Source organism: Hymenobacter terricola (genome assembly GCF_017921975.2).
Lineage (GTDB): Bacteria > Bacteroidota > Bacteroidia > Cytophagales > Hymenobacteraceae > Hymenobacter > Hymenobacter terricola.
Window position 1 is genome coordinate 1 of record NZ_JAGEMO020000008.1, and the last position, 21,388, is coordinate 21,388.

The 21,388-nt window shown below is 58.0% G+C and carries 18 protein-coding genes; 11 read left to right on the forward strand and 7 right to left on the reverse strand.

Annotation, left to right across the window (positions count from 1 at the left end; all coding sequences use genetic code 11):
• Positions 1-808: LLM class flavin-dependent oxidoreductase (locus tag J4G38_RS08430; RefSeq protein WP_226163292.1), on the forward strand; the 808-nt coding region annotated here is incomplete at its 5' end.
• 82 nt (positions 809-890) lie between these two features.
• On the opposite strand, the gene ahcY is transcribed toward J4G38_RS08430, so the two are convergent.
• Both ahcY and J4G38_RS08440 read right to left on the reverse strand, forming a co-directional pair.
• Positions 891-2,210, reverse strand: coding sequence for an adenosylhomocysteinase (gene ahcY, locus J4G38_RS08435; RefSeq protein WP_210513619.1), 1,320 nt, complete (start codon positions 2,208-2,210; stop codon positions 891-893).
• A 130-nt stretch (positions 2,211-2,340) separates the two neighbouring features.
• Positions 2,341-3,183: a DUF4397 domain-containing protein gene (locus J4G38_RS08440; RefSeq protein WP_210513618.1), complete on the reverse strand. Its 843-nt coding sequence runs from the start codon at positions 3,181-3,183 to the stop codon at positions 2,341-2,343.
• Positions 3,184-3,243: 60 nt separating this feature from the next.
• Between J4G38_RS08440 and J4G38_RS08445 the strand changes: the two genes are divergently transcribed.
• From J4G38_RS08445 to metK, 4 genes are all read left to right on the forward strand, one after another.
• Entirely contained in the window at positions 3,244-3,855 is a 612-nt protein-coding gene (locus J4G38_RS08445) for a hypothetical protein (RefSeq protein WP_210513617.1), read from the forward strand.
• Positions 3,856-3,884: 29 nt separating this feature from the next.
• Positions 3,885-5,090, forward strand: coding sequence for a class I SAM-dependent methyltransferase (locus J4G38_RS08450; RefSeq protein WP_210513616.1), 1,206 nt, complete (start codon positions 3,885-3,887; stop codon positions 5,088-5,090).
• A 63-nt stretch (positions 5,091-5,153) separates the two neighbouring features.
• A complete protein-coding gene (locus J4G38_RS08455) occupies positions 5,154-5,888 on the forward strand; it encodes an SDR family NAD(P)-dependent oxidoreductase (protein WP_210513615.1) in 735 nt (244 codons plus the stop codon).
• A 238-nt stretch (positions 5,889-6,126) separates the two neighbouring features.
• On the forward strand, positions 6,127-7,389 hold the full coding sequence (gene metK / locus J4G38_RS08460; protein ID WP_210513614.1) for a methionine adenosyltransferase: 1,263 nt from the start codon (positions 6,127-6,129) through the stop codon (positions 7,387-7,389).
• A gap of 72 nt (positions 7,390-7,461) precedes the next feature.
• On the opposite strand, the gene hpf is transcribed toward metK, so the two are convergent.
• The 4 genes from hpf to J4G38_RS08480 all read right to left on the reverse strand — a co-directional run bounded on the left by hpf (position 7,462) and on the right by J4G38_RS08480 (position 10,305).
• Positions 7,462-7,761 carry a ribosome hibernation-promoting factor, HPF/YfiA family gene (gene hpf / locus J4G38_RS08465; RefSeq protein ID WP_210513613.1) on the reverse strand — a complete coding sequence of 100 codons (300 nt, stop codon included), beginning with the start codon at positions 7,759-7,761 and terminating at the stop codon, positions 7,462-7,464.
• A gap of 38 nt (positions 7,762-7,799) precedes the next feature.
• Entirely contained in the window at positions 7,800-8,678 is an 879-nt protein-coding gene (locus J4G38_RS08470; protein ID WP_210513612.1) for a tyrosine-type recombinase/integrase, read from the reverse strand.
• Between the two features lie 166 nt (positions 8,679-8,844).
• Positions 8,845-9,039 carry a 30S ribosomal protein S21 gene (gene rpsU, locus J4G38_RS08475; RefSeq protein WP_168672574.1) on the reverse strand — a complete coding sequence of 65 codons (195 nt, stop codon included), beginning with the start codon at positions 9,037-9,039 and terminating at the stop codon, positions 8,845-8,847.
• Between the two features lie 117 nt (positions 9,040-9,156).
• The gene (locus tag J4G38_RS08480) at positions 9,157-10,305 is read right to left on the reverse strand and encodes an acyl-CoA dehydrogenase family protein (protein WP_210513611.1); all 1,149 of its coding nucleotides are present in this window, start codon (positions 10,303-10,305) and stop codon (positions 9,157-9,159) included.
• Positions 10,306-10,558: 253 nt separating this feature from the next.
• Here J4G38_RS08480 and J4G38_RS08485 point away from each other — a divergent pair, with 253 nt between their 5' ends.
• The 6 genes from J4G38_RS08485 (at position 10,559) to J4G38_RS08510 (ending at position 18,489) form a co-directional block, all read left to right on the forward strand.
• The gene (locus tag J4G38_RS08485; protein ID WP_210513610.1) at positions 10,559-11,482 is read left to right on the forward strand and encodes a polysaccharide biosynthesis/export family protein; all 924 of its coding nucleotides are present in this window, start codon (positions 10,559-10,561) and stop codon (positions 11,480-11,482) included.
• Positions 11,483-11,569: 87 nt separating this feature from the next.
• Positions 11,570-14,077 carry a polysaccharide biosynthesis tyrosine autokinase gene (locus tag J4G38_RS08490; protein ID WP_210513609.1) on the forward strand — a complete coding sequence of 836 codons (2,508 nt, stop codon included), beginning with the start codon at positions 11,570-11,572 and terminating at the stop codon, positions 14,075-14,077.
• Positions 14,078-14,091: 14 nt separating this feature from the next.
• Entirely contained in the window at positions 14,092-14,862 is a 771-nt protein-coding gene (locus tag J4G38_RS08495; RefSeq protein WP_210513608.1) for a tyrosine-protein phosphatase, read from the forward strand.
• 58 nt (positions 14,863-14,920) lie between these two features.
• Positions 14,921-15,973 carry an NAD-dependent epimerase/dehydratase family protein gene (locus tag J4G38_RS08500; RefSeq protein ID WP_226163294.1) on the forward strand — a complete coding sequence of 351 codons (1,053 nt, stop codon included), beginning with the start codon at positions 14,921-14,923 and terminating at the stop codon, positions 15,971-15,973.
• A gap of 163 nt (positions 15,974-16,136) precedes the next feature.
• Positions 16,137-17,534 (forward strand): tetratricopeptide repeat protein, encoded by a 1,398-nt coding sequence (locus J4G38_RS08505; protein WP_210514060.1) that lies wholly within the window; start codon positions 16,137-16,139, stop codon positions 17,532-17,534.
• Positions 17,535-17,658: 124 nt separating this feature from the next.
• Positions 17,659-18,489 (forward strand): phosphosulfolactate synthase, encoded by an 831-nt coding sequence (locus J4G38_RS08510; RefSeq protein WP_210513607.1) that lies wholly within the window; start codon positions 17,659-17,661, stop codon positions 18,487-18,489.
• Positions 18,490-18,597: 108 nt separating this feature from the next.
• On the opposite strand, the gene J4G38_RS08515 is transcribed toward J4G38_RS08510, so the two are convergent.
• Positions 18,598-20,712 (reverse strand): T9SS type A sorting domain-containing protein, encoded by a 2,115-nt coding sequence (locus J4G38_RS08515; protein WP_210513606.1) that lies wholly within the window; start codon positions 20,710-20,712, stop codon positions 18,598-18,600.
• Positions 20,713-21,388: the final 676 nt, after the last annotated feature.

A 21,388-nucleotide genomic window follows, 5' to 3' on the forward strand; every position in this document is an offset into this window, starting at 1 on the left:
CACCGTCCTCAGCTCCGTCGACCCCGTGCGCACGTTCCAGAATTTCGCCACGGTGGACCTCATTTCCAATGGCCGGGCCGAGATTATTGCGGGGCGCGGCTCCTTCATTGAATCCTTTCCGCTGTTCGGCCAGGACTTGAAGGACTACGATTCCCTCTTCATTGAAAAGCTCCAGCTGCTGCTCAAAATCAATGACAATGAAGTCGTTTCCTGGCAAGGCAAGCACCGGCCGCCCATCGTGGAAAAAGGCGTGTACCCGCGCCCCGCGCAGGCCAAACTGCCCATTTGGATAGGGGTGGGCGGCACGCCCGCCTCCGTAATCCGGGCCGGCCAACTGGGCCTGCCGCTCACCATTGCCATCCTGGGCGGTGCCCCGGCCCAGTACGTGCCCTTTGCGGAGCTCTACCGCGAGTCGGCCCAAAAAGCCGGCCACGACCTGGCGCAATTGCAATTGGGCATCAACTGCCACCTGCACATCGCCGATACTTCCGAGCAGGCCGCCGATGAATTCTTCCCATCCTACTCGCAGCTCATGAACCGCATTGGCCGCGAGCGTGGCTGGTCGCCCATGGACCGCCAGCACTTCGAATACCTGCGCGGCCCCCAGGGCCCGCTGCTGGTGGGCAGCCCCCAGGAAATCACCGACAAGCTGCTCTATCAGCACAGCTTGTTCAATAACACCCGTTTCCTGGCCCAGCTGGTCATCCAAGGCATCCCGCACCAGAGCGTGCTGCGGTCCATCAAATTGCTGGGCACTCAGGTAGCTCCCGCCGTACGGGCCGCGCTGGTGGGCCAGCCAACGGCGTAGTCCCTCTATCTGACAAAAGCCAAAAAGGCCGGCTCACGTACGTGAGCCGGCCTTTTTAGGAGTTCCTGCTTCTCAGCAGCTACTAGTAGCGGTACAGGTCCGACTTGAACGGGCCTTCTACTGGCACTTTAATGTAATCAGCCTGTTTGGCCGTCAACTCGTCCAGTTCCACGCCGATTTTGGCGAGGTGCAGACGGGCTACTTTCTCGTCCAAATGCTTGGGCAGGGTGTACACTTGGTTTTCGTACTGGCCACCGCGCTCCCACAGCTCCAATTGGGCCAGGGTTTGGTTGGTGAACGAATTCGACATCACGAACGAAGGGTGGCCGGTGGCGCAGCCCAGGTTCACCAAGCGGCCTTCGGCGAGGATAATCACCTCTTTGCCGTCAATTGTGTAGATGTCTACCTGGGGCTTCACCGTGTCCTTGGTGTGGCCGTAGTTGCCATTCAGCCACGCCATGTCAATCTCATCATCGAAGTGACCGATGTTGCAGACAATGGCCTTATCGCGTAGGGCCCGGAAATGCTCCTCGCGGATGATGTCGCAGTTGCCGGTGGTGGTGATAACGATGTCGGCACGCGGAATGGCGTCCTTCATCTTGCGCACTTCGTAGCCGTCCATGGCCGCCTGCAGCGCGCAGATGGGGTCAATTTCGGTCACGATAACGCGGGCACCGGCGCCGCTCAGCGAAGCAGCAGTACCTTTTCCTACGTCGCCGTAGCCGGCCACTACGGCCACTTTGCCGGCCATCATCACGTCGGTAGCCCGGCGGATAGCGTCTACGGCCGACTCTTTGCAGCCGTATTTGTTATCAAATTTTGACTTCGTCACCGAGTCGTTTACGTTGATGGCGGGGAAAGGCAGCGTGCCATTTTTCACCCGCTCGTACAGACGCAGCACGCCGGTGGTAGTTTCCTCCGAAACACCCTTGATGCCAGCGGCCAGCTCGGGGAATCGGTTCAGCACCATGTTGGTCAGGTCACCACCATCGTCCAGAATCATGTTCAGCGGCTGACGGTCTTCGCCGAAAAACAGCGTCTGCTCAATGCACCAATCGAATTCTTCTTCGTTCATGCCCTTCCAGGCATATACCGGGGTACCGGCGGCAGCGATGGCTGCGGCGGCGTTGTCCTGGGTCGAGAAGATATTGCACGACGACCACGTCACCTCGGCACCCAGCGCTTGCAGGGTCTCGATGAGTACGGCCGTTTGGATGGTCATGTGCAGGCAACCGGCAATGCGCGCGCCTTTGAAGGGCTGCGATGCGCCAAATTCCTCACGCAGGCTCATCAAACCAGGCATTTCGGCCTCGGCAAGGCGAATTTCCTTGCGGCCCCATTCGGCCAGGCTCATGTCCTTTACTTTGTACGGAACGTACGTTTTCGTCGTGGTTTCCACCATGATGCAGGTTAGTGTGTTGTGTTGGGGTTCAACTGCAAAGATACGGCATTTGTTCATGGAATGGCACAAAAAAGCCTGAACCTTAACGGTCCAGGCTTTTTGCAACTGCCTACTTTACTACCCCAGAAAATTAGTTGTTTTGGATTAGCACTGCTTTAGGCTGCAAATCTGCTGCCAGCAACGGGTTAACGATACCGCGCAGAATCACTGTGTAGATTTTACCGGCTTCGTATGTTTTGTTGGTGCCGGTACCTGAGCCGCTACCGTCAGCAACGTTTGCGATAACAACCGACGGGGTACCACTGGTTACTGCGATGTTGTACTGGCCAGGAATAATGTCAACGAAGGAGGAGTAGCCAGCAAACTGTGCATCAGTGCCTGCAATATCCGCAACCCCTGCCACGACGGTGGATAATTTGGCAGGACTGGCAACCCCCAGCCCTAAATGCACGAGGCGAATTCTAGCTTTTCCCGCAGATGCGGCTGGAATTGCGAGGTCGTCTGTAACAAACAGGCTAGTGACCGCCGAAGGCGAACTTGCATATGCGAAAAGCGAATAGTTTTTGTCCTTTTCCACTGCCACCGTTTGTGTATTTGCGGTGGACCCTGTGGAGGCCACATTGACTTTGATGACACGGCCGCCAGTATTCACCGTCTGATACCCTGCATTCTGACCATAGGTGAGATTTGCTTTCTCGGCGTCGTCAACCAGGAACTTCAGGTTTACGCTGGCGTTCGCTGCCGCGTGGTAGACATTAATTTTTCCCGTATCCACAGCTGGCGTGGGCGTGGGCGTGTCGCTTTTGCTGCACGAAGCAAGCAGCAGGGTAGCCGGCAGAAGAGCCTGAGCGGCACGACGGAGAATGAAAGTTATTTCCATAAAAAGTACAATTTTTAAGTAAGACGTACCGTCCAGCAAGGTCTGGCCGGCCCGGCCTGAACGTACAAGCGGGCCAGTTTGTTGAGTTAGCAACCGAAAATTGTTCAGTAAAGATTGCTATTTCCGGCCCAATAGCCACACTATCTTTGTTATATGCATGAAATTACCCAGCTGGCCGCCTCGCAATGGCGGCTACGCGGCGCGGCTATCATAGCCTTGTCTATTAGTTTTTTGACTCCGGCCCTGGCCCAGCAAGCTCCCGCCGCCGTTCGCTTGTTGCCTGAAGATGCCGAACGTGGCCTCAACGGCCCGCAGCACAACTTCGACTTTCTGGCCCCCGGCACGACCGGCAATAATTACCAAACCGCTGGCTTTTTCGGCCAGAAGCTGCGGCCTTACCTGGCCGGCAATGCCGAGGCGCTGGCGCACCTCGACGAATACCGCCGGCAGAAAACCGTTTTTCTGATTGACCGGCTGGTAGCCGTCGGCGCTTTTGGCCTCTACGGCCAGCAGATTTTGGCCGGCGACGAACGCCAGTATTTCAACAATACGCAAAAGGTGGCCATCGGCGTGTTCGCGGCCAGCGTACTGGCCACGGTTTTCATCAATCGAAACACCAATTCGTACCTGCAAAAGGCTGTCACTTCCTATAATGCGGGCATTGCCCGCGGTGGGCTATGGCCACGCCTACGGCCCACCGCCATCGGAATGGGAGCCGCGCCCACGGGCCAGCCCGTGCTGGCTTTGCGCTGGGCATTGCGCTAAACGTTGCGTTTTTTCGTATAGGCTTTTTCATGGATTATCCCTTGCCCGAAGCGGCCAGGCGCTACGTGGCCGCGCACCTGCACGACGACCCCGCTCACCTGGCCCTTCAAGCCCGCCGCCATCCCGGCCTGCCCGTGCCCGAGCTCGTGCGCCAAATTCAGGCCCGCCAGAAGGCCCGCACCAAACTGCCCGCCTGGGCCGACAACCCCGACCTGATTTTCCCGCCCAGCCTTTCCGTCGAGCAGGCTTCTTCGGCGCGTACGGCGGCCTTCAAAGCCGGTTTGGTGGACGGGCAGCGACTAGCCGACCTCACCGGTGGCTTCGGGGCTGATACGGCGGCTTTTGCCGCCCGCATTGGCCAGGTAGAGTACGTGGAGCGCGACCCGGCTCTTGCTGCCATCGTGCGCTACAACTTAGCTCAGCTGGGTGTCGACAATGTGACGGTACACGCCGCTGATGCCCTGGCTTTTCTGAAAAGCACGCCCCAGCATTTCGATTGGCTGTACCTGGACCCTGCCCGGCGCGACACGGCGGCGCGCAAGATTTTTCTGCTCCGCGATTGCGAGCCCGACGTGGTGAAGCTAATGCCCTTGCTGCTGCATAAGGCCAATAAAATCCTGCTCAAAACCTCGCCCATGCTCGACATCGAGCACGCCGTGCAGGGCCTGGGCCACGTTCGCCGCCTCTGGGTGGTGGCCGTGGACAACGAAGTGAAGGAAGTGCTGTACGAATTGGGCCAGGAACCCGCCGTCGACCCGGAGCGCTACGCCCTGAACCTGCGCCGCGACGGCACCCAGCAGGAATTTCGCCTCAACCGTGCCCGTGAGGCCAGGGCCACCCCTCGCTACGCCGAAGCGCAGCAGTTTTTATACGAGCCCAACGCGGCCGTGCTCAAAGCCGGCGCCTTTCGGAGCATTGGCACGGCCTACGAGCTGCTCAAGCTCCACCAGCACAGCCACCTCTACACGTCCGACGTGCTGCGGACGGATTTTCCGGGGCGGATTTTCCGGGTACTGGCCGTGGAAAAAGCCGACGGGGCCGCTCTGAAAGCTCATTTAGGCCCCGAGGCCCGTGCCCACGTCACCACCCGCAACTTTCCCGATTCGGTGGCTGATTTCCGGCGGCGCACCGGCATCCGCGAGGGCGGCGAGGTGTACCTGTTCGCCACCACCGACCTGCGCGGCCGGCCCGTGGTGCTGGTGTGCGAGAAAGTGCCCGCTACCATTGCGGCCTAAACAAAGGCCCGGGCATTCGGCTTGCGTAGGCAACGGGCTTTTCGCTAATCATTCTTCTTTTCGATGCGGTTCATAGATAAGGTGTGCGTAGTCACGGGTGGCACGTCGGGCATTGGCCGGGCCGCCTGTGTGCGGCTGGCGGCCGAAGGAGGTACTGTGGTGGTGCTGGGCCGCGACAAAGCCGACGGCGCCGAAACTGTCCGGCTCACCACCAAAGCGGGCGGGAAAGCCACTTTTATGGCCTGCGACCTGGCCAGGCCCCGCGCCATTACCGCTACCGTCGCCAAAGTGCTGGCCAAATACCACCGCGTCGACGTGTTGGTGTGCGATGCGGCCATGATGACTTTCGACCACCTCGTCGACCTGCCGCTGACCCAGTGGGATTTGCTGATGCTGGTAAATCTGCGCTCCCTGGCCCAGCTCACGCAGCTATGCCTGCCGCACATGCCCGCGGGCAGCGCCATCGTGGCCATCAGCTCGGTGCACGCCCACCAAACCACCGCAAACGTGGTGCCCTACGCCACCAGCAAAGGCGGTGTGGAGGCTTTCGTGCGGGGCATGAGCCTCGAACTCGACCGCAAGCAAACCCGCATCAACGCCGTAGCCCCCGGCGCGGTGGACACGCCCATGCTCTGGGGCAACCCCAACGTGAAAGACGGCGTCGAGAAAATTGACAAGGCCACGGTGGGCACACCGGAGGAACTCGCGGCCGCCATCGCGTTCATGGCTTCCTCCGAGGCCAGTTTCATTCACGGCACCACGCTGGTTGTCGACGGCGGCCGCCTGGCCCAGCTGTAGGCAAAGCCACCAGAAAGCACCTCAGTGCCTGCACAGCGCTGTTTAAGGTCGTCGAGAAGACCATACTGCTCAATTGCAGAGCGCAAAATGCCACGATAGCTGACCGCTATGTCATTCGTGTCAATTATTTGTGCCTGCTGATAACCCGGATTTCCGTAGTTTTGCGCAGCGTCCGCCATCCGGCTTTTGGCTCAGCGGGTGCTTCGTCTTTTATACATTCGCCCTTTACGCGCTTTCAATGCCCTATCTGTTCACTTCCGAATCGGTTTCGGAAGGCCATCCCGATAAAGTTGCCGACCAGATTTCCGACGCTATCCTCGACGAGTACCTGCGCCAAGACCCCACCGCCAAAGTAGCCTGCGAAACCCTCGTGACTACGGACTTCGCCCTCGTTGCCGGCGAAATCAAGTCCACGGCCCATGTTGATGCCGAGCCCATTGTGCGCGAGACCATTCGCCGCATCGGCTACAACAAACCCGAATACCTCTTCAACGCCGACACCTGCGAGGTGATGAACCGCCTGCACGAGCAGTCACCCGACATCAACCAGGGCGTGGAGCGCGCCAAGGACGAAGACCAGGGCGCGGGCGACCAGGGCATGATGTTCGGCTACGCCAGCCACGAAACGGCCAACTACATGCCCCTCGCGCTGGACCTGTCGCACCGCCTGCTGCAGGAACTGGCCGCCATCCGCCGCGAAGCCCGCGACATGCCTTACCTGCGCCCCGACGCTAAAAGCCAGGTCACCATTCGCTACTCCGACGACCACAAGCCCGAGGCCATCGACACCATCGTCATCAGCACCCAGCACGACGAGTTTGATGCGTCGGAAAGCGTGATGCTGGACAAGATTAAAGCCGATGTGCTCGCCGTGCTCATCCCCCGCGTGCAAGCTGGGCTGAGCCCCGACGCGCAAGCCTTGTTCACCGACCAGATTACCTACCACATCAACCCCACCGGCAAGTTCGTCATCGGCGGTCCCCATGGCGATTCCGGCCTCACCGGCCGCAAAATCATCGTGGACACCTACGGTGGCAAGGGTGCCCACGGCGGTGGCGCCTTCTCCGGCAAAGATTCTTCGAAAGTAGACCGTTCGGCCGCCTACGCCGCCCGCCACATTGCCAAAAACCTGGTGGCTGCCGGCGTGGCCGACCAGGTCCTGGTGCAGGTAGCCTACGCCATTGGCGTGGCCCAGCCCGTAGGCGTGTTTGTGACCACCTACGGCACCACCAAAGCCAAAGGCGCCAACGGTGCCCTTCTCACCGACGGTGAGATTGCCGAGAAAGTAAATAAGCTGTTCGACCTGCGCCCCTACGCCATTGTGCAGCGTTTCGGCCTGCAGAACCCCATTTTCGGCCAAACGGCCGCGTACGGCCACATGGGCCGCCAGCCCGGCACCGTGGACGTAGTGATGCCCGACGGTGAAAAGAAAACCTTCGAAACCTTCACCTGGGAAAAGCTCGACTACGTGCCCCAGATTAAGGCGGAGTTCGGCTTGTAAGCCACCAGAAACCCAACAAAAAGCCCCGCCTGAAATTCAGGCGGGGCTTTTTGTTGGCGGATGCCAGACTTATCAATGGGCGATGGCCTTCTCTTTATGTTTGGTAATTTGCCGGCGCAGGCTTTCGGCGGCGGCATCGGTGGCCGCTTCGAACGAGGCCGCGTCTTCTTGGCTAAACAGGATGTTGCCGGGAACCAGCAGCTTTATTTCCACGGTTTTGTTTTCGATGCCGTCCTTGTTGTTGAGGCGCATGATGACTTCGCCCTCGGTCACTTTATCGTAAAAAGTTTCCAGCTTATTGAGGCGTTGCTGAACAAAATCGAGCAGTTTCTTATCGGCGTCGAAGTGCACCGAATGCATCTGTACTTTCATAAAGCGGGTGATTAAGAGGTAAAAGGGTAAACAGAAACTCAAGCCCGGGGATGGGCTTGTTCAAATACGGATTTCAGGCGGTCTACGGACAGATGCGTGTACACTTGCGTGGCCGTCAGGCTCGCGTGCCCCAGCAATTCCTTGATGGAATTGAGGTCGGCGCCCTTGCCCAGCAAGTGCGTGGCAAAGGCATGCCGCAGCGCGTGCGGGTGCTGCTGGGCGCTCGAGGTAGTAATCTGGCTTAGGTAGTGTTTCACCGTGCGGTACACAAACTTTTCGTACATCGCTTCGCCCTTGTCGGTCAACAACAGCGGGCCGGCCACCGGGCCAAATTCGTGGGCCCGCCGGGCCTGATAGCGCTCAATCACCAGTTTCAGGGTAGGATTCAGGGGCACCAACCGCTGCTTGTTGCCCTTGCCCGTAACGCGCACCGTGCTGGCCCCCAGGCTCACATCATCCGCATGAATGCCAATAAGCTCTGATAATCGAATACCAGTCCCGTACAGCATCTCCAGCACCAACTGGTCGCGCTGGCCGGCAAAGTCATCGCCGAACTCAAACGAGTTCAGCAGGCCATTCAGCGCTTCTTCGGGCACGAACTCGGGCAGCTTTTTGGCCATTTTCGGGGCCTTGATGCGCAGCATCGGGTTGGCCTCGATGCGCCCGGCACGAAGCAGGAACTTATAGTAGGAGCGCAGGCAGGCCACCTTGCGGTTCACGGTGCGCGGGTCCAGGTTTTCCTGCATCAATTCCACCACCCAGCCGCGAATGAGCGGGTGCGTGGCCTGCGCGGGGTCGGCCAGCTCATAGGCCGATTTCAGGTAGGCCGCAAATTGGCCCAGGTCCGTTTGGTACGACACAATTGTGTGCGGACTGTAGCGCCGCTCAAAGCGCAAAAAATCAAGAAAAGCATCCATACCAACACCAAAAATGCCCGGCGTTTGGGCCGGGCATCCAATGTAGCATTTTTTTATTTTCCACAACCCAAACCGCTACCGTACGGGCGCGAAAAAACCGGCTGGCTTGCCCTTTGAAGCAAGCCAGCCGGTTTTAGCAACGCTAAACGGCCCTAAAACTTTAGGGCTATTCGCCAGGCTGGCCGTAGGTGGCCAGCTTGTACACAGCCTTCTGCTTCATTTTCCGCTCCGTGATGCTGGGCTTCTGGAAGAAAGTGCGGCGACGCAGCTCTTTCAGCACGCCGGTGCGCTCAAACTTCTTTTTGAAGCGCTTCAGGGCGCGGTCAACCGATTCGTTGTCTTTGATTTGAATGATAATCATATCAGGGAATGAGGGAGATTTTCAGGAGGGGAGCCGAGTAAATCGGGCCGCAAAGATAATTAGAATTGTTAGGCAAAACAAGTAATTATCAATGCAAGTCGGCTGAATGCATGAGATTTACTCCTTCAGCAGGGCGCGGGCAATAACCAGCTTCTGGATTTCGCTGGTGCCTTCGCCGATGGTGCACAGCTTGGCGTCACGGTAATATTTTTCAGCCGGATAGTCCTTGGTGTAGCCGTAGCCACCGAAAATCTGCACGCCTTCGTTGGCGGTACGCACGGCCACTTCGGAGGCGTAGAGCTTGGCCATGGCCGATTCCAGGTTCACGTTCAGGCCACGGTCTTTCATATCGGCGGCGCGGTAAGTGAGTAGGCTGGCGGCTTCGATTTCGGTGGCCATATCGGCCAGCTTAAAGGCAATGCCCTGGAAGCTGCTGATGGGCTGATTGAACTGGTGCCGCTCCTTGCTGTACTGCGTGGCGGCGGCCATGGCACCCTGGGCAATGCCCAGGCTGAGCGCCGCAATGCTGATACGGCCGCCATCAAGCACTTTCAGGCTCTGCACAAAGCCGTCACCGACTTTGCCGATGACATTTTCCTTGGGCACTTTGCAATCGGTAAAAATCAGCTCCGTGGTTTCCGAGGCACGCATGCCCAGCTTGTCTTCTTTGCGGCCAGCCGCGAAGCCCGGAGTGCCACGCTCAATAATGAACGCCGTCATGCCATGAGAGTCGCCCACCTCGCCGGTCCGCACGATGACCACGGCCACATTGCCGGACTTGCCGTGGGTGATGAAGTTTTTGGCCCCGTTAATAATATAATAATCCCCGCTCTCGTCGAGCACGGCGGTGGTGCGCATGTTGCCCGCATCGGAGCCGGTGTTGGGCTCGGTGAGGCCCCACGCGCCAATCCACTCGCCGGAGGCCAGCTTGGGCAGGTACTTGTGCTTCTGCTCTTCGGAAGCATGCTGCAGAATGTGGCCGGTACACAGCGAGTTGTGGGCCGCCATGCTCAAGCCAATGCTGCCATCAATCCTGGATAGCTCCGCAATGGCCGTCACGTACTCCACGTAGCCGAAGCCGGCCCCGCCATACTCCTGGGGCACGAGTACGCCCATCAGGCCCAGCTCGCCCAGCTTATGGAAAACGTCGATGGGGAATTCCTGACTTTCGTCCCATTTCATCATATTGGGCTTGATGTGCTGGGCGCCAAAGTCGCGCACCATCTGCGCAATCATGGTTTGGTTTTCGGTGGCTACTGCTTCCATAAACGGGGAACTAGGGGTGGGATTGGTGATAAAGTAAAGTCCGGTATTCCCGCAACCATCAACTGCTGGCTTTGGGTCCACGAAAGTACGGTTTAGGTTGTTGAAATCGCCTGCGGGAAGCGATACCGTAACGGCCTGTTGTTGAATGGGCACGGCAAAAGCGTTACTTTTGAGGCTTTTTGGGGAGAATCTGGCCGCTGCAGTCAGCTTTTCCTGCGTTTTTATTCATCTGATTCTGTACTAATTGGCCTTCATGCCGAATTTTTTTCTTCGTCGCCTCGGGCGGCTGTGGTTGCTAGCCCTACCGGTGGCGCTGCTTTTCTCGTCGTGTGTTTCGACCAAATACTACCACCAGCGCACCTTGTTTCGGCTTACCGATAGCCAGGGCCGGCAGCTTGACAGCACCAAGCTGCGGATTGCGGTGAACCGCTCGGAGCGCAATTATGTCATTCAGCCGAATGATTACCTGGATGTACGGGTGAACACCAACAAGGGCGAACGCATTTTGGACCCCAACGGCGAGCTGCAATTCGGCCAGCCCAGCGGCACACTGCCCAGCCGCGGCGCTGCCACAGGCAGCGCAAGAGGTTCTTCACGCAGCACCGGCCTGGGCGCTGGCCCTGCCACTTCCGGCTCAGGATTTTTGGTGCAGGCAAATGGCACGGTGGTACTGCCGCTGGTGGGCCGGATACGCCTGAGCGGCTTGACGCTGCTGGAAGCCGACAGCACATTGGCCATTCGTTTCAATGAATACTATAAGGATGCCTTCGTGACGACCGTCGTGAACAACAACCGGGTAATTATACTGGGTGCGGCTGGCGGGCAGGTCATTCCGCTTACCAACGACAACATGAACCTGCTGGAAGTACTGGCCTTAGCCGGGGGCATTGACGGGGCGGGGGGAGGCGGCGGCTCCGGATTCTATCGCAACGGTGGCCGGGCCGACAATATCCGTATCATTCGGGGTGATTTGAAGAATCCACGAGTGCAGCAAATCGACTTATCTACCCTCGACGGCATGCGGCGCGCAAATTTGCAAGTAGAACCCAATGACATTATCTATGTAGAGCCTATTCGGCGCCCTTTCCTGGATGTACTGGCTGACGCCGGCCCTATTATTAGCCTGAGTAGTATCATCTTGACAACCACCTATTTTATTATCAGCCAAATTCGATAAGAAGAAACATCTCTGGCTTACCCAGTCATGCGTATTAACACTTGGTATTGTTGTATTAATTAGGTTAAGGTTGGTAATTCCATTGCAATGGCTATAAACGAAAACACCGAACTGGAAGAACTCATCCGCAATGCCACTGGCGGCGTGGCTACGCCGCCAACTGCCCCTTTTGCCGGCGCGTCAGATGGCGACGATGATGAATCGGCGGGACTGGACCTTTCCACTTTAGTGCTGGTGGCCCGGCGTAGTCTGCTCTGGATGCTGCTACTCATCGTTCTGGGGGTTACAGCGTCGTGGCTTTACCTGCGCTATACTAAGCCGGTGTATAAGTCAGCCTCGTTGCTGAAGATTGACGAACGGACTGAGGCTAATGCCCTGGGCCTGGCCAGCCAAGCAGCCCCCGTCACGGATAAAGCCCGTGGCAGCAAACTCGCCGGCGAAGTGGAATTGATTAAATCGGGGATTATCTATCGCCGTTTGAAGGATTCGCTTGCTTTGGACGTCAACTACTACGTGCAGGGCACCGTGCTCGAAACGGAATTGTATGGTTCCTCGCCGTTTCACGTCCAATACGCCGTTACCGACCCGTCGCTATACAACCGAAAATTCAATCTGAAGTTTATTAGCCCACAACGCTTCAAACTCGATTTCGTGGGCCAGGGCCGGCCCCAGGCAGGCGAATACAGTTTGGGACAGAGCATCACCTTTCCTGGCCTCAAGCTTCAGATAACCGGGACCCCGCAGCTTACAAAGGAAGCGCTTGAAGAAGATTATCACTTCACGATACAGGACGAAAGCACGGTTAACGGCTACCTAGATAGAAACCTATCCGTTGAAATTGTCAATCCGGAAGCCAATACGATTCTGATTTCATTCACGGATTTTAATCCATCCAAGGCTCAGAGCATCGTCAATAAAATCGACACGGTATATCTGCACGAAAAGGTGGCCCGGATGTCGGAATCGACGGCGTTGCAATTGCGCTTTCTGGACCAGACGCTGCACGAAACCGAACGCAACCTGCAACAGGCCGAAGACCGGTTGCAAGGCTTTACGGAGCAAACCAAAACCTACGACGTAAAGTCGGACGTTGGCCTGATTGCCAATAAATTAGATGCCCTGGAGTCCGCGCGGACCGAACTGGAAGAAAAGATAACTCTGCTGGCCGACATAACCCGACTAGCCGACCAGGAACGACTTACCCACTCGGAAAATGAAACCGTTGAGCAAAGCATTCCTACCCTGCCTAGTCTCGAAGACCCACAGTTGGCCACGGCCCTGAATGAGTTGAACAGCCAGCAGTGGGACATGCGGCGTCTGTTGCGCTCTAGTACCGATAAAACGGAAGCGGTACAGCAGCGGAAAGCTAACCTGGCGTTCACCCGCGAAAATATTCGGCGTTTGTTGCTTCAGGACCAAAAGCTGCTGCGGCGCAAAGTGGAGCTATTGGACCAAAAGGGCGCCAAGCTGAACGGCCTGCTGATGAGCTTGCCCGAGAAGGCCACCCAACAAGCACGCCTGCAACGGCCGCTGGAACTCTACAGCAAAAACTTCCTGATGCTGTTTGAGAAAAAGATTGATTTCAATATTCAGAAAGCCGGCAATACGGCCGATTTCCAGATTCTGTCGCCGGCCTCACCACCCACTGCACCTATTTTCCCAAACCGGCTCATTGTGTACGCCGTGGGCCTGGCCGGTGGCCTGCTGCTGGGCCTGGGGCTGACGGCGGTGCGGTACTTCATGCACAACACCGTGACCAACGTGCGCGAGTTGGAGCGCAACACCAAAGCCGCAGTGCTGGGCATTATCCCGACTTACGACAAGGAGAAGATGGAAATATCGCGGCTGGTGGTGGACAAGAACCCCAAATCCGCTATTTCGGAATCCATCCGCTCCATTCGAACCAACCTGGATTTTATCAGCTCGGCCAAGAAGAAACGGATGATTTCGGTGACTTCGACCATCTCGGGTGAGGGCAAAACTTTTGTGACGGTGAATCTGGGCGGCATCATCGCTCTTTCGGGACAGCGGGTCATCATTCTGGACCTGGACATGCGCAAGCCTAAGATTAACCTCGCTTTCGGTGCCGAAAACACGCGCGGCGTGAGTACCATTCTTATTGAACGCCACAGCGTGCAGGAGTGCATTCAGCCCACTACCATTGATTCATTGCAGTTTATCTCGGCCGGCCCTACGCCACCAAATCCTTCGGAGCTGATTTTGAGCGACCGGTTCGACCAGATGATTCAGGAGCTGTTTCTAACCTACGACGTCGTGCTGATTGACACGCCGCCGGTGGGCCTGGTAACGGACGGCATCCTGATTATGCGCAAGGCTGATATTCCGCTGTACATTGTGCGGGCTGACTACTCACGCAAGGCCTTTATCAAAAACATGAACCGGCTGATGCGCAGCAATAATTTCACGCGCATGTGTACCATTCTCAACGATGCCAACTCCAACAGCGGCGGCTACGGGTATGGCTACGGGTATGGCTACGGGTACGGGTATGGTGCCTACGGTCAGGGCTATTACGAAGAGCCGGCCACCAAGCCGCTCACCTTTGGCGAAAAGCTGAAGAAGTTTTTCACCTAACAGCAATATTGTAGATGGCTTCGCTCTGGCAACGACTTTTTGGTGGGGCTGCGCCCGCTCCGGCGGTCCTGCCCTCCCTGGCCGTGCTTGGTGCCGACATGCATTCGCACCTGCTGCCCGGCCTCGACGACGGGGCCGAAACAATGGAGCACTCCCTGGATCTGCTGCGGGCGCTCCGGGACCTGGGCTATCGGAAACTGATAATGACGCCCCACATCATGGGCGACTTTTATAAAAACACGCCGGCAGGCATTCGGGCGGCCTTGCAGGGGCTGCGTGAAGCGGCGATTGAAGCCGGCCTGGGCGATGTTGAGCTCGACTGCGCGGCGGAATACTACCTCGACGAATTTCTGGGACGCAAGCTGGCCGATGGCACCGAGATGCTCACCTTTGGTGGCGACAAGCGGTATTTGCTGTTCGAAACGTCGTACATGAACGAGCCGCTCAACTTGTTCGACATCATCTTTGAGCTTAAGGCCCAGGGGTATAGCCCGGTGCTGGCCCACCCGGAGCGCTACACCTATTTCTACGGCCGCTTTGCCGACCTGGAAAAGTTGCGCCGCGACCACGGCGTGCTGCTCCAGGTTAACCTCAACTCGCTGGCCGGCTACTACTCACCCCCAGCCAAAAAAGTAGCCGAGATGCTGATTGAAGCTGGCCTGGTCGATTTCGTGGGGACCGACACGCACCACCTGCGTCACACCGATACCTTGCTCCGCCGTACGCTGCCCCATCCGCACATGGAGCGGCTGCTCCAGATGCCGTTGCTGAATAAGACGCTTTAAGAATATTCGTTGGCACTTGCTCGTTGTCAGTCTTAACCGACTGCTCCAACAAACGGCAATGGCCAGCGACCGAATGACGACCAGCCTCATGATTTTTGTTACCGGCGGCACAGGCCTCGTGGGTTCTTTTCTGTTGCGGGCGCTGCGGGCGCGCGGCCTGGCCGTGCGGGCACTGCATCGGGGCGCGGTGCCGGCCGGGGCCGCACCGGGCGTGGAGTGGCTAGCCGGCGATTTACTCGACACTGATTTACTCCGGGCCGCCCTCACCCCCGACGTCACGCATGTATTTCACTGCGCCGGCCTGGTGTCGTATGCCCCGCAGGACGAGGACTTGCTGCTGGCCGTGAACGTGCAGGGTACAGCCGGTGTGGTTGATGCCTGCCTGGAGCGGCCGGGTGTTCGGCTGGCGCATGTGTCGTCGGTAGCGGCGTTGGGAGGCTCGACTGCGGGCAGCAGTCCCGCCCCGAATGCAGTCCGGACGGTGACCGAAACCGCCACTTGGGACCTGGGCGCGGCGCATCCGGCCTACGCCACCTCCAAGTACTTGGGAGAGTTGGAGGTGTGGCGTGGCGTGGCGGAAGGCTTGTCGGCCGTTGTCATTAATCCGTCGGTGGTGCTGGGACCGGGCGACTGGCACCGCAGCAGCACCCGCTTGCTGCGGTATGCCCACCAGCAGCACCGCTTCTATACCAAGGGCCTGGTCAATTTCGTGGATGTGCGCGACGTGGTGGACCAACTTCTGGCCCTGGCGCTGGACTTGCCGGCGGTGAATGGCGAGCGATTTATTCTGAGTGCGGAGGCCCTGCCGCTGGTCGACTTTTTTCGGCGGGCAGCGGCGGCTATGCAGCGCCGGCCGCCCACGGTGGCCGTGCCCGACTGGGCCGCTGAAATCATCTGGCGCCTGGAGCACGCCCGGGCCGTAGTGACCGGGGCCCGGCCGCTCATCACCAGGGATACAGCCCGTGCCGGCCGCCAACCCGTGGTGTACGCGCACGCCAAAGTACAAAGCGCTACCGGCCTCGCATTCCGCCCGTTAGCCGATACACTGGCGTGGTGCGCCGCTGAATTAGCCGATAACTCAACCACCTCTCCGACTGTTATCGTATCTTAGCAATAACCGAATTGCACGGTTTTGGCTAATATTTGTTATTATTGATAGACAACTAGCAAGTGGAGGGGAAGGGCGTTGAGGCGCAGCGTGGCAACAAGAGCCCGCCGCCGGATTCGGCCAGCCGCAAAACCGGATTAATCCACTTAACTGCGATTTTATGCGCATGAACGAACATTTTGAAAACCACCGGGCTGTGCTGGATACCGTGCGCCGCTTCGAGCGCATGGTGGCTCAGCAGGAGCCCGTTTTCTTCGACTTAGAAGACTTCGAGAACATTATTGACCATTATGTCACCAACGCCGAATTTGATAAGGCCCTGCAAGCCTGTGAGGCCGCTTTGGGCCAGTATCCTTTCTCGACGGAATTACTGATTGACCGCGCGCAGGTGACGGCCATGCGCGGCGACTACACCGAAGCCGAACGCCAGATTGACGAAGTAGCGGCCCTGGACCCCACCAACGCCGACGTGGCCGTGACGCGGGGCATCATCAGCACGCAGCGGGGCGAGTTTGCGCAGGCGGTTGAGTTTTTCCGGGCCGGGCTGGAGCAGGAACCGGAGCGGGAGGACATTCACTTCAACCTCGGCCTGGCGTTTCAGAGCTGGCAGAAATTCAAGAGCGCGGCCAAGCACTACAAGCAGAGCCTGCGCCTCAACCCCGACAACGAAACCGGCGTGCAGGAGCTGTTGCATTGCCTCGATATCACGGCCCGGCTGGAGGAGCACGAGGAGTTCTTCAAGCGCTTCACCGACGACGACCCGTATTCGGCCACGGCCTGGTACAACTTGGGGCAGTACTGGTACCGCCGCGAGGATTTCACCAAAGCCGCCGAAGCGTTTGACTTCGCCGTGGTCATCAGCCCTGATTTTCACGATGCCCACCACTGGCTGGCCGACACATTTGTGTGCCAGCAGGAGTATGAGAAGGCCATTCCGGAGTTCGAGCTCGCTTACCCAACGGGCGAGCCCACGGATGAGGCCCTGTGTAACATTGGCGAGTGCTACGAGAAGCTGCGCGAATGGGAGCCCGCCCGCAAGTACTACCGCAAGGCACTGGAGCTGAACCCGCAGATGGACGAGGCCTGGTTTGGCCAGGGCGTGCTGCTGCAAGAGCAGGGGCGCTGGTTTGAGGCCATTCATTACTTCCGCAAGGCCACCGAGTTATACGCCGAAAGCGGCGAGTACTGGTCGGCGCTGGGGGCGGCCGAAAACCATGTAGGCAACGTGGTAAGCGCGCTCGAATCGTACGAGAAAGCCACCGAAGTGGCCCCCGACGACGTGCAGGGCTGGGTGAGCTGGAGCGCCATCCTGTACGAGCAAGGCCATTTTGCCGAAGCCGTAGAGCTGGTGCGCCATGCCGTGGAGCTGCACCCGCACGAGGCACATTTTCATTACATGCTGTGCGCTTACCTGCTGGCCGATGGCCGGATGCGCGAAGCTTATAACACGTTGGAAACAGCCCTTACGCTCAATTATGAGCAGCATGTGCTGCTGTTCGACTACTTCCCGGAGCTGCGCGAGCAGCCGGGCCTGAAAAAGCTCATTGAGCAGTTTCGGAAATAACATTTAGCTTCGACGTTACTTTTGCAACCGCCCGTTACCCGACGGGCGGTTTTTCTTTGCCGGCCCCACCCGTTTTGCGACCGGCAGTTTTCTCTTCAACACCCCAACTATTACCCCTATTTTGATGAATTACGACCTTTCTCAACTCCCCGAGCGTACCGAAAAACCCCGCGAACAAGGCTACACCATGGTCATGGACAAGGGCATGAGTATGCGCGAAGTGGAGGATTTCCTGGAAGTGGCGGGCGCCTACACCGACGTGGTGAAGCTGGGCTGGGCCACGTCCTACGTGGTACCCAACCTGAAACGCAAGCTCGAAATATACCGGGCGGCCGATATTCCGGTGTATTTCGGCGGCACACTGTTCGAGGCCTTCATCATCCGCAATCAGTTCGACGATTACCGCCGTCTGCTGGACCAATACGGCATGGGCTACGCCGAAGTATCCGACGGCAGCATCGACCTCGACCACGAGCGTAAATGTGAGTACATCCGCGAGCTGAGCAAGTCGGTGCGGGTGCTGAGCGAAGTCGGCTCGAAAGACGCCGAGAAAATCATTCCGCCCTACAAGTGGATTTCGCAGATGGAAACCGAGTTGGCCGCTGGCGCCATCAAGGTTATCGGCGAGGCCCGCGAGGGCGGCAACGTGGGCCTGTTCCGTAGCACCGGCGAGGTGCGCTCGGGCCTGGTCGAAGAAATTCTGACCAAGATTCCCTCCGAAAAAATCATCTGGGAAGCCCCGCAGAAAGCGCAGCAAGTGTGGTTCATCAAACTGCTGGGCGCGAATGTGAACCTCGGCAACATTGCCCCCAACGAGGCGGTGAGCCTCGAAACCATCCGCCTGGGGCTGCGCGGCGACACGTTCTCGCACTTCCTCGACATGGACGCCGTGGACCCTATGTTCCGCCCGGCCGCCAAAACCGGCAAGCCCGGCACCTCCATGCCCCGCGGCTAAAACACCTAAGGCGGTAAGGTAGCTACGAACGCTGCGGTATCCCTCCGAACACAAAAAACGCCGGCCTCCTCACGGAGACCGGCGTTTTTTGTGCCTTGGGCAGTGCGCTTATTGCTTCACCACTTTCAGGTTCTTGGTTTCGCCCGAGGGCAACGATACCCGCACGAGGTACACACCGGCTTTCAGGCTGCCGAAGTTGCTTACCGTCATGGTAGTAACCCCCGAGGCTACGTCGATGGCTTCCTGACGAATGGTGCGGCCTGTCATGTCGGTGATGCGCAGCTGGCCTTTGCCCGAAGCAGCCGATTGAACATCCAGCTTCAGCTCGTCGCCGCTGGTGAAGGGGTTCGGGTAAGCCGACAGCGAGGAGGCCGCGGCTTTGCCGTCGAAGCTCACGCTAACCGGGGCGAAGAAGGTTTCTTTGCCGTCCAGGTCCACCTGGCGCAAGCGATAGTAGCGCAGGCCTGACTTGTTGGCTTCCTTGTCGACGTAGCGGTAGTCCGTGGTGCGCACGAGATTAGGTGCGGCGCTGGGTACCGAAGTCAGGGTGCGGAATTCGGTGCCATTGGTCGATACCTGGATGTCGTAGCCTTTGCTGTTCACTTCGCTGGCCGTCTGCCAGGTAATCAAAGCATCGGTGCCAACGCGCTTGGCGTCGAACGCCGTGAGGCGCACGGGCAGCGGATTCGTTTTATCGCCGAGGGTGAACGTGGCAAAGGTCGTAATGCCGGACTTCGTCACCAGGTTGTTCGTCTCATCAACCGGCACATCGCGGCCCAGGAAACCAAACGTGTTGCCGGAGTTGGTCGACACGAACAGTACGAGGTTGGATTCGGTGATGCTCTGGGTGCCCGGAGTGGTAGTGCTCGGGCCACCCAGGTTCATGGTTTCGGCATCGCGGTAGTGGAAAACCATTGTGGCAACCAAGCCCCCGGTGTTGGTTTGCGGGTCGGAAGGACGCACGCCGAAGATGCGGCGGATGCCATACTTGCTGTTAATCGGCGAGTATGCTTCCACCGTGTTGCGGGTCACGTCCACGTTGCCGGGGGAGTTGGCACCGGTGAAAGTGATGGTCAGGCCAATGTTACCGTAGGTACGGGTTTCGCCGACAAGTACCGTCTGGCGGGTGGTCCGCACGAAACCAAACAGGAAGGAAGCATCTGTTTCGCCGTTTAGCTGAGCGCCGTTGTTGAAGTTGGTTGGCGCACGGTCGGCCAGGGTTACCAATGATACAGTGGGCCGGCTAATATCAGTTGCCAACACGCCAGCATTGGCGCTGAGAGCAGTATAGGGATTGACAATAATCGGATTAGCAGAGTTGGTATATACGTCAGGAGTCAGGAAGTTGAGCGACTCCGCGATGGTCATAACGCCACCATTTGTCTTGGTACCGCCACCGGAGATATCAACCCGTACAAACGAACCGCCCGTGATGGCCTGATTGCCACCGGCAAATTCCATTATCGTGCCTTCGCGCTGCACAAAACTGTCGTATGAGTTGCTGAAGTCCCCGAAAACCTTTAACTGGCCCACTACCAGGCGGGTAATGGAGCGCGCGGCCTGCGAAGTACCGCCCATGGTCAGGTTAAGTGCCACTGCCGGGCCCGAACCCGTGTTGTCGTAGAGCAAAGCACCGCCAGCCGTCATAACGCGTACATCGGAGTTGATATTGGGGTAAGGCACAGCGATACCAGCACCCAGGTCGCGCACCAGGGCGTTGGTGGTAGCAGTGGGTTTGCCATTGCTCCAGTTGGCATCATCGAACCAGTTGTCGTTTTTGCCACCGGTCCAGATGGTTGTAGCAATTGGTGTGCCCGTCACCGTGAAGCTGGCCGTGTAAGCGCCCGTGGGCGGGTCAGTCACCGTGAAGGTGGCGTTGGTAGCAGAGTTGTAGCCGTTGGCCTGGTAGTACACATCCAGCAGGTAAGTACCGGCGGCGGTCACGGCAGGCGTGGCAATCAGGTTGGGCTGGGGGTTGCTGTTGCCACCCTGGTTGGGGTCGAGCACGAAGGTTTTGGGGCCGCCGTTGCTACCAGTTGTCTGCGTGAGCGTGATGGGCTGGAAAGCCCCGCCGCTGGTACCGCTCAAACGCGTGCGGTAGTATAGCACCACGCTGCTGATGATGTTGTTGCCGGCTTCGTCGGTGTTTACCGTTGTGGCATTGAGGCGCAGCTGGCCGTTGTTCACGTCGTAACCAGTACCGTTGTTGGAAGCAGCGCTCAAATCAGCACCCTGGAATGGGCGAGGGGTCGACGGGTTAATGTTATAAGTCACGTCGGCGTTGCCGTTGGGGGCAATAACAATCGTGCTGGCCGAAACCGTAGGTGCCGGGAAGCGGGTACCAACTACGTCATAATGGCCATTGAAACCATTGCCATTAGGGTCATAATTAGTTCGCAGTGGAGGGTTCGTAACCACCCCATTGTCACGGTAAGTTGCGTGGTAAGTAACCGAAAGAACATAGCTAGCTGCAACCTGTGATAAAGGAATCACATTGGTGGTACCCGTTGTGAGAGCGAAATTGCGTACACCGTTGGTTACAGTGGTATTCGTCTGTGTCAGTTGGAGTGTACCATTCGAAAGAGGGGTGCCATTAGGGTCATAGACAGTATAATCTAAGAACGCACCATTTACTTGGCGGGCACCAGTTTCAGTTGTCGTGATGGAACCACCATTAATGATGAGTTGGCCTGCATTGATGTCGAATGCCGGAGTCGTAGTAGAGCTTGGCTTCTGGTCAATAATTGGCGTAGTATTGAAAGCAGGAGCAGTGTAAGTCTGGCTGCCATTCCCCTGGTCTACTAGAACCGTTGGATTAGAGAATGTTACGCTGCTAGGAGGAGGAATAGTGCCGGTAACTTTAAAATTGGCTACATAACCACCATTACTAACATTGCGT

Coding starts and splice junctions, on each gene's coding strand:
- ahcY (WP_210513619.1), bottom strand. CDS start 2,210: ATGGTGGAAACCACGACGAAAACGTACGTTCCGTACAAAGTAAAGGAC.
- J4G38_RS08445 (WP_210513617.1), top strand. CDS start 3,244: ATGCATGAAATTACCCAGCTGGCCGCCTCGCAATGGCGGCTACGCGGC.
- J4G38_RS08450 (WP_210513616.1), top strand. CDS start 3,885: ATGGATTATCCCTTGCCCGAAGCGGCCAGGCGCTACGTGGCCGCGCAC.
- J4G38_RS08455 (WP_210513615.1), top strand. CDS start 5,154: ATGCGGTTCATAGATAAGGTGTGCGTAGTCACGGGTGGCACGTCGGGC.
- metK (WP_210513614.1), top strand. CDS start 6,127: ATGCCCTATCTGTTCACTTCCGAATCGGTTTCGGAAGGCCATCCCGAT.
- hpf (WP_210513613.1), bottom strand. CDS start 7,761: ATGAAAGTACAGATGCATTCGGTGCACTTCGACGCCGATAAGAAACTG.
- J4G38_RS08470 (WP_210513612.1), bottom strand. CDS start 8,678: ATGGATGCTTTTCTTGATTTTTTGCGCTTTGAGCGGCGCTACAGTCCG.
- rpsU (WP_168672574.1), bottom strand. CDS start 9,039: ATGATTATCATTCAAATCAAAGACAACGAATCGGTTGACCGCGCCCTG.
- J4G38_RS08480 (WP_210513611.1), bottom strand. CDS start 10,305: ATGGAAGCAGTAGCCACCGAAAACCAAACCATGATTGCGCAGATGGTG.
- J4G38_RS08485 (WP_210513610.1), top strand. CDS start 10,559: ATGCCGAATTTTTTTCTTCGTCGCCTCGGGCGGCTGTGGTTGCTAGCC.
- J4G38_RS08490 (WP_210513609.1), top strand. CDS start 11,570: ATGGCTATAAACGAAAACACCGAACTGGAAGAACTCATCCGCAATGCC.
- J4G38_RS08495 (WP_210513608.1), top strand. CDS start 14,092: ATGGCTTCGCTCTGGCAACGACTTTTTGGTGGGGCTGCGCCCGCTCCG.
- J4G38_RS08500 (WP_226163294.1), top strand. CDS start 14,921: ATGGCCAGCGACCGAATGACGACCAGCCTCATGATTTTTGTTACCGGC.
- J4G38_RS08505 (WP_210514060.1), top strand. CDS start 16,137: ATGAACGAACATTTTGAAAACCACCGGGCTGTGCTGGATACCGTGCGC.
- J4G38_RS08510 (WP_210513607.1), top strand. CDS start 17,659: ATGAATTACGACCTTTCTCAACTCCCCGAGCGTACCGAAAAACCCCGC.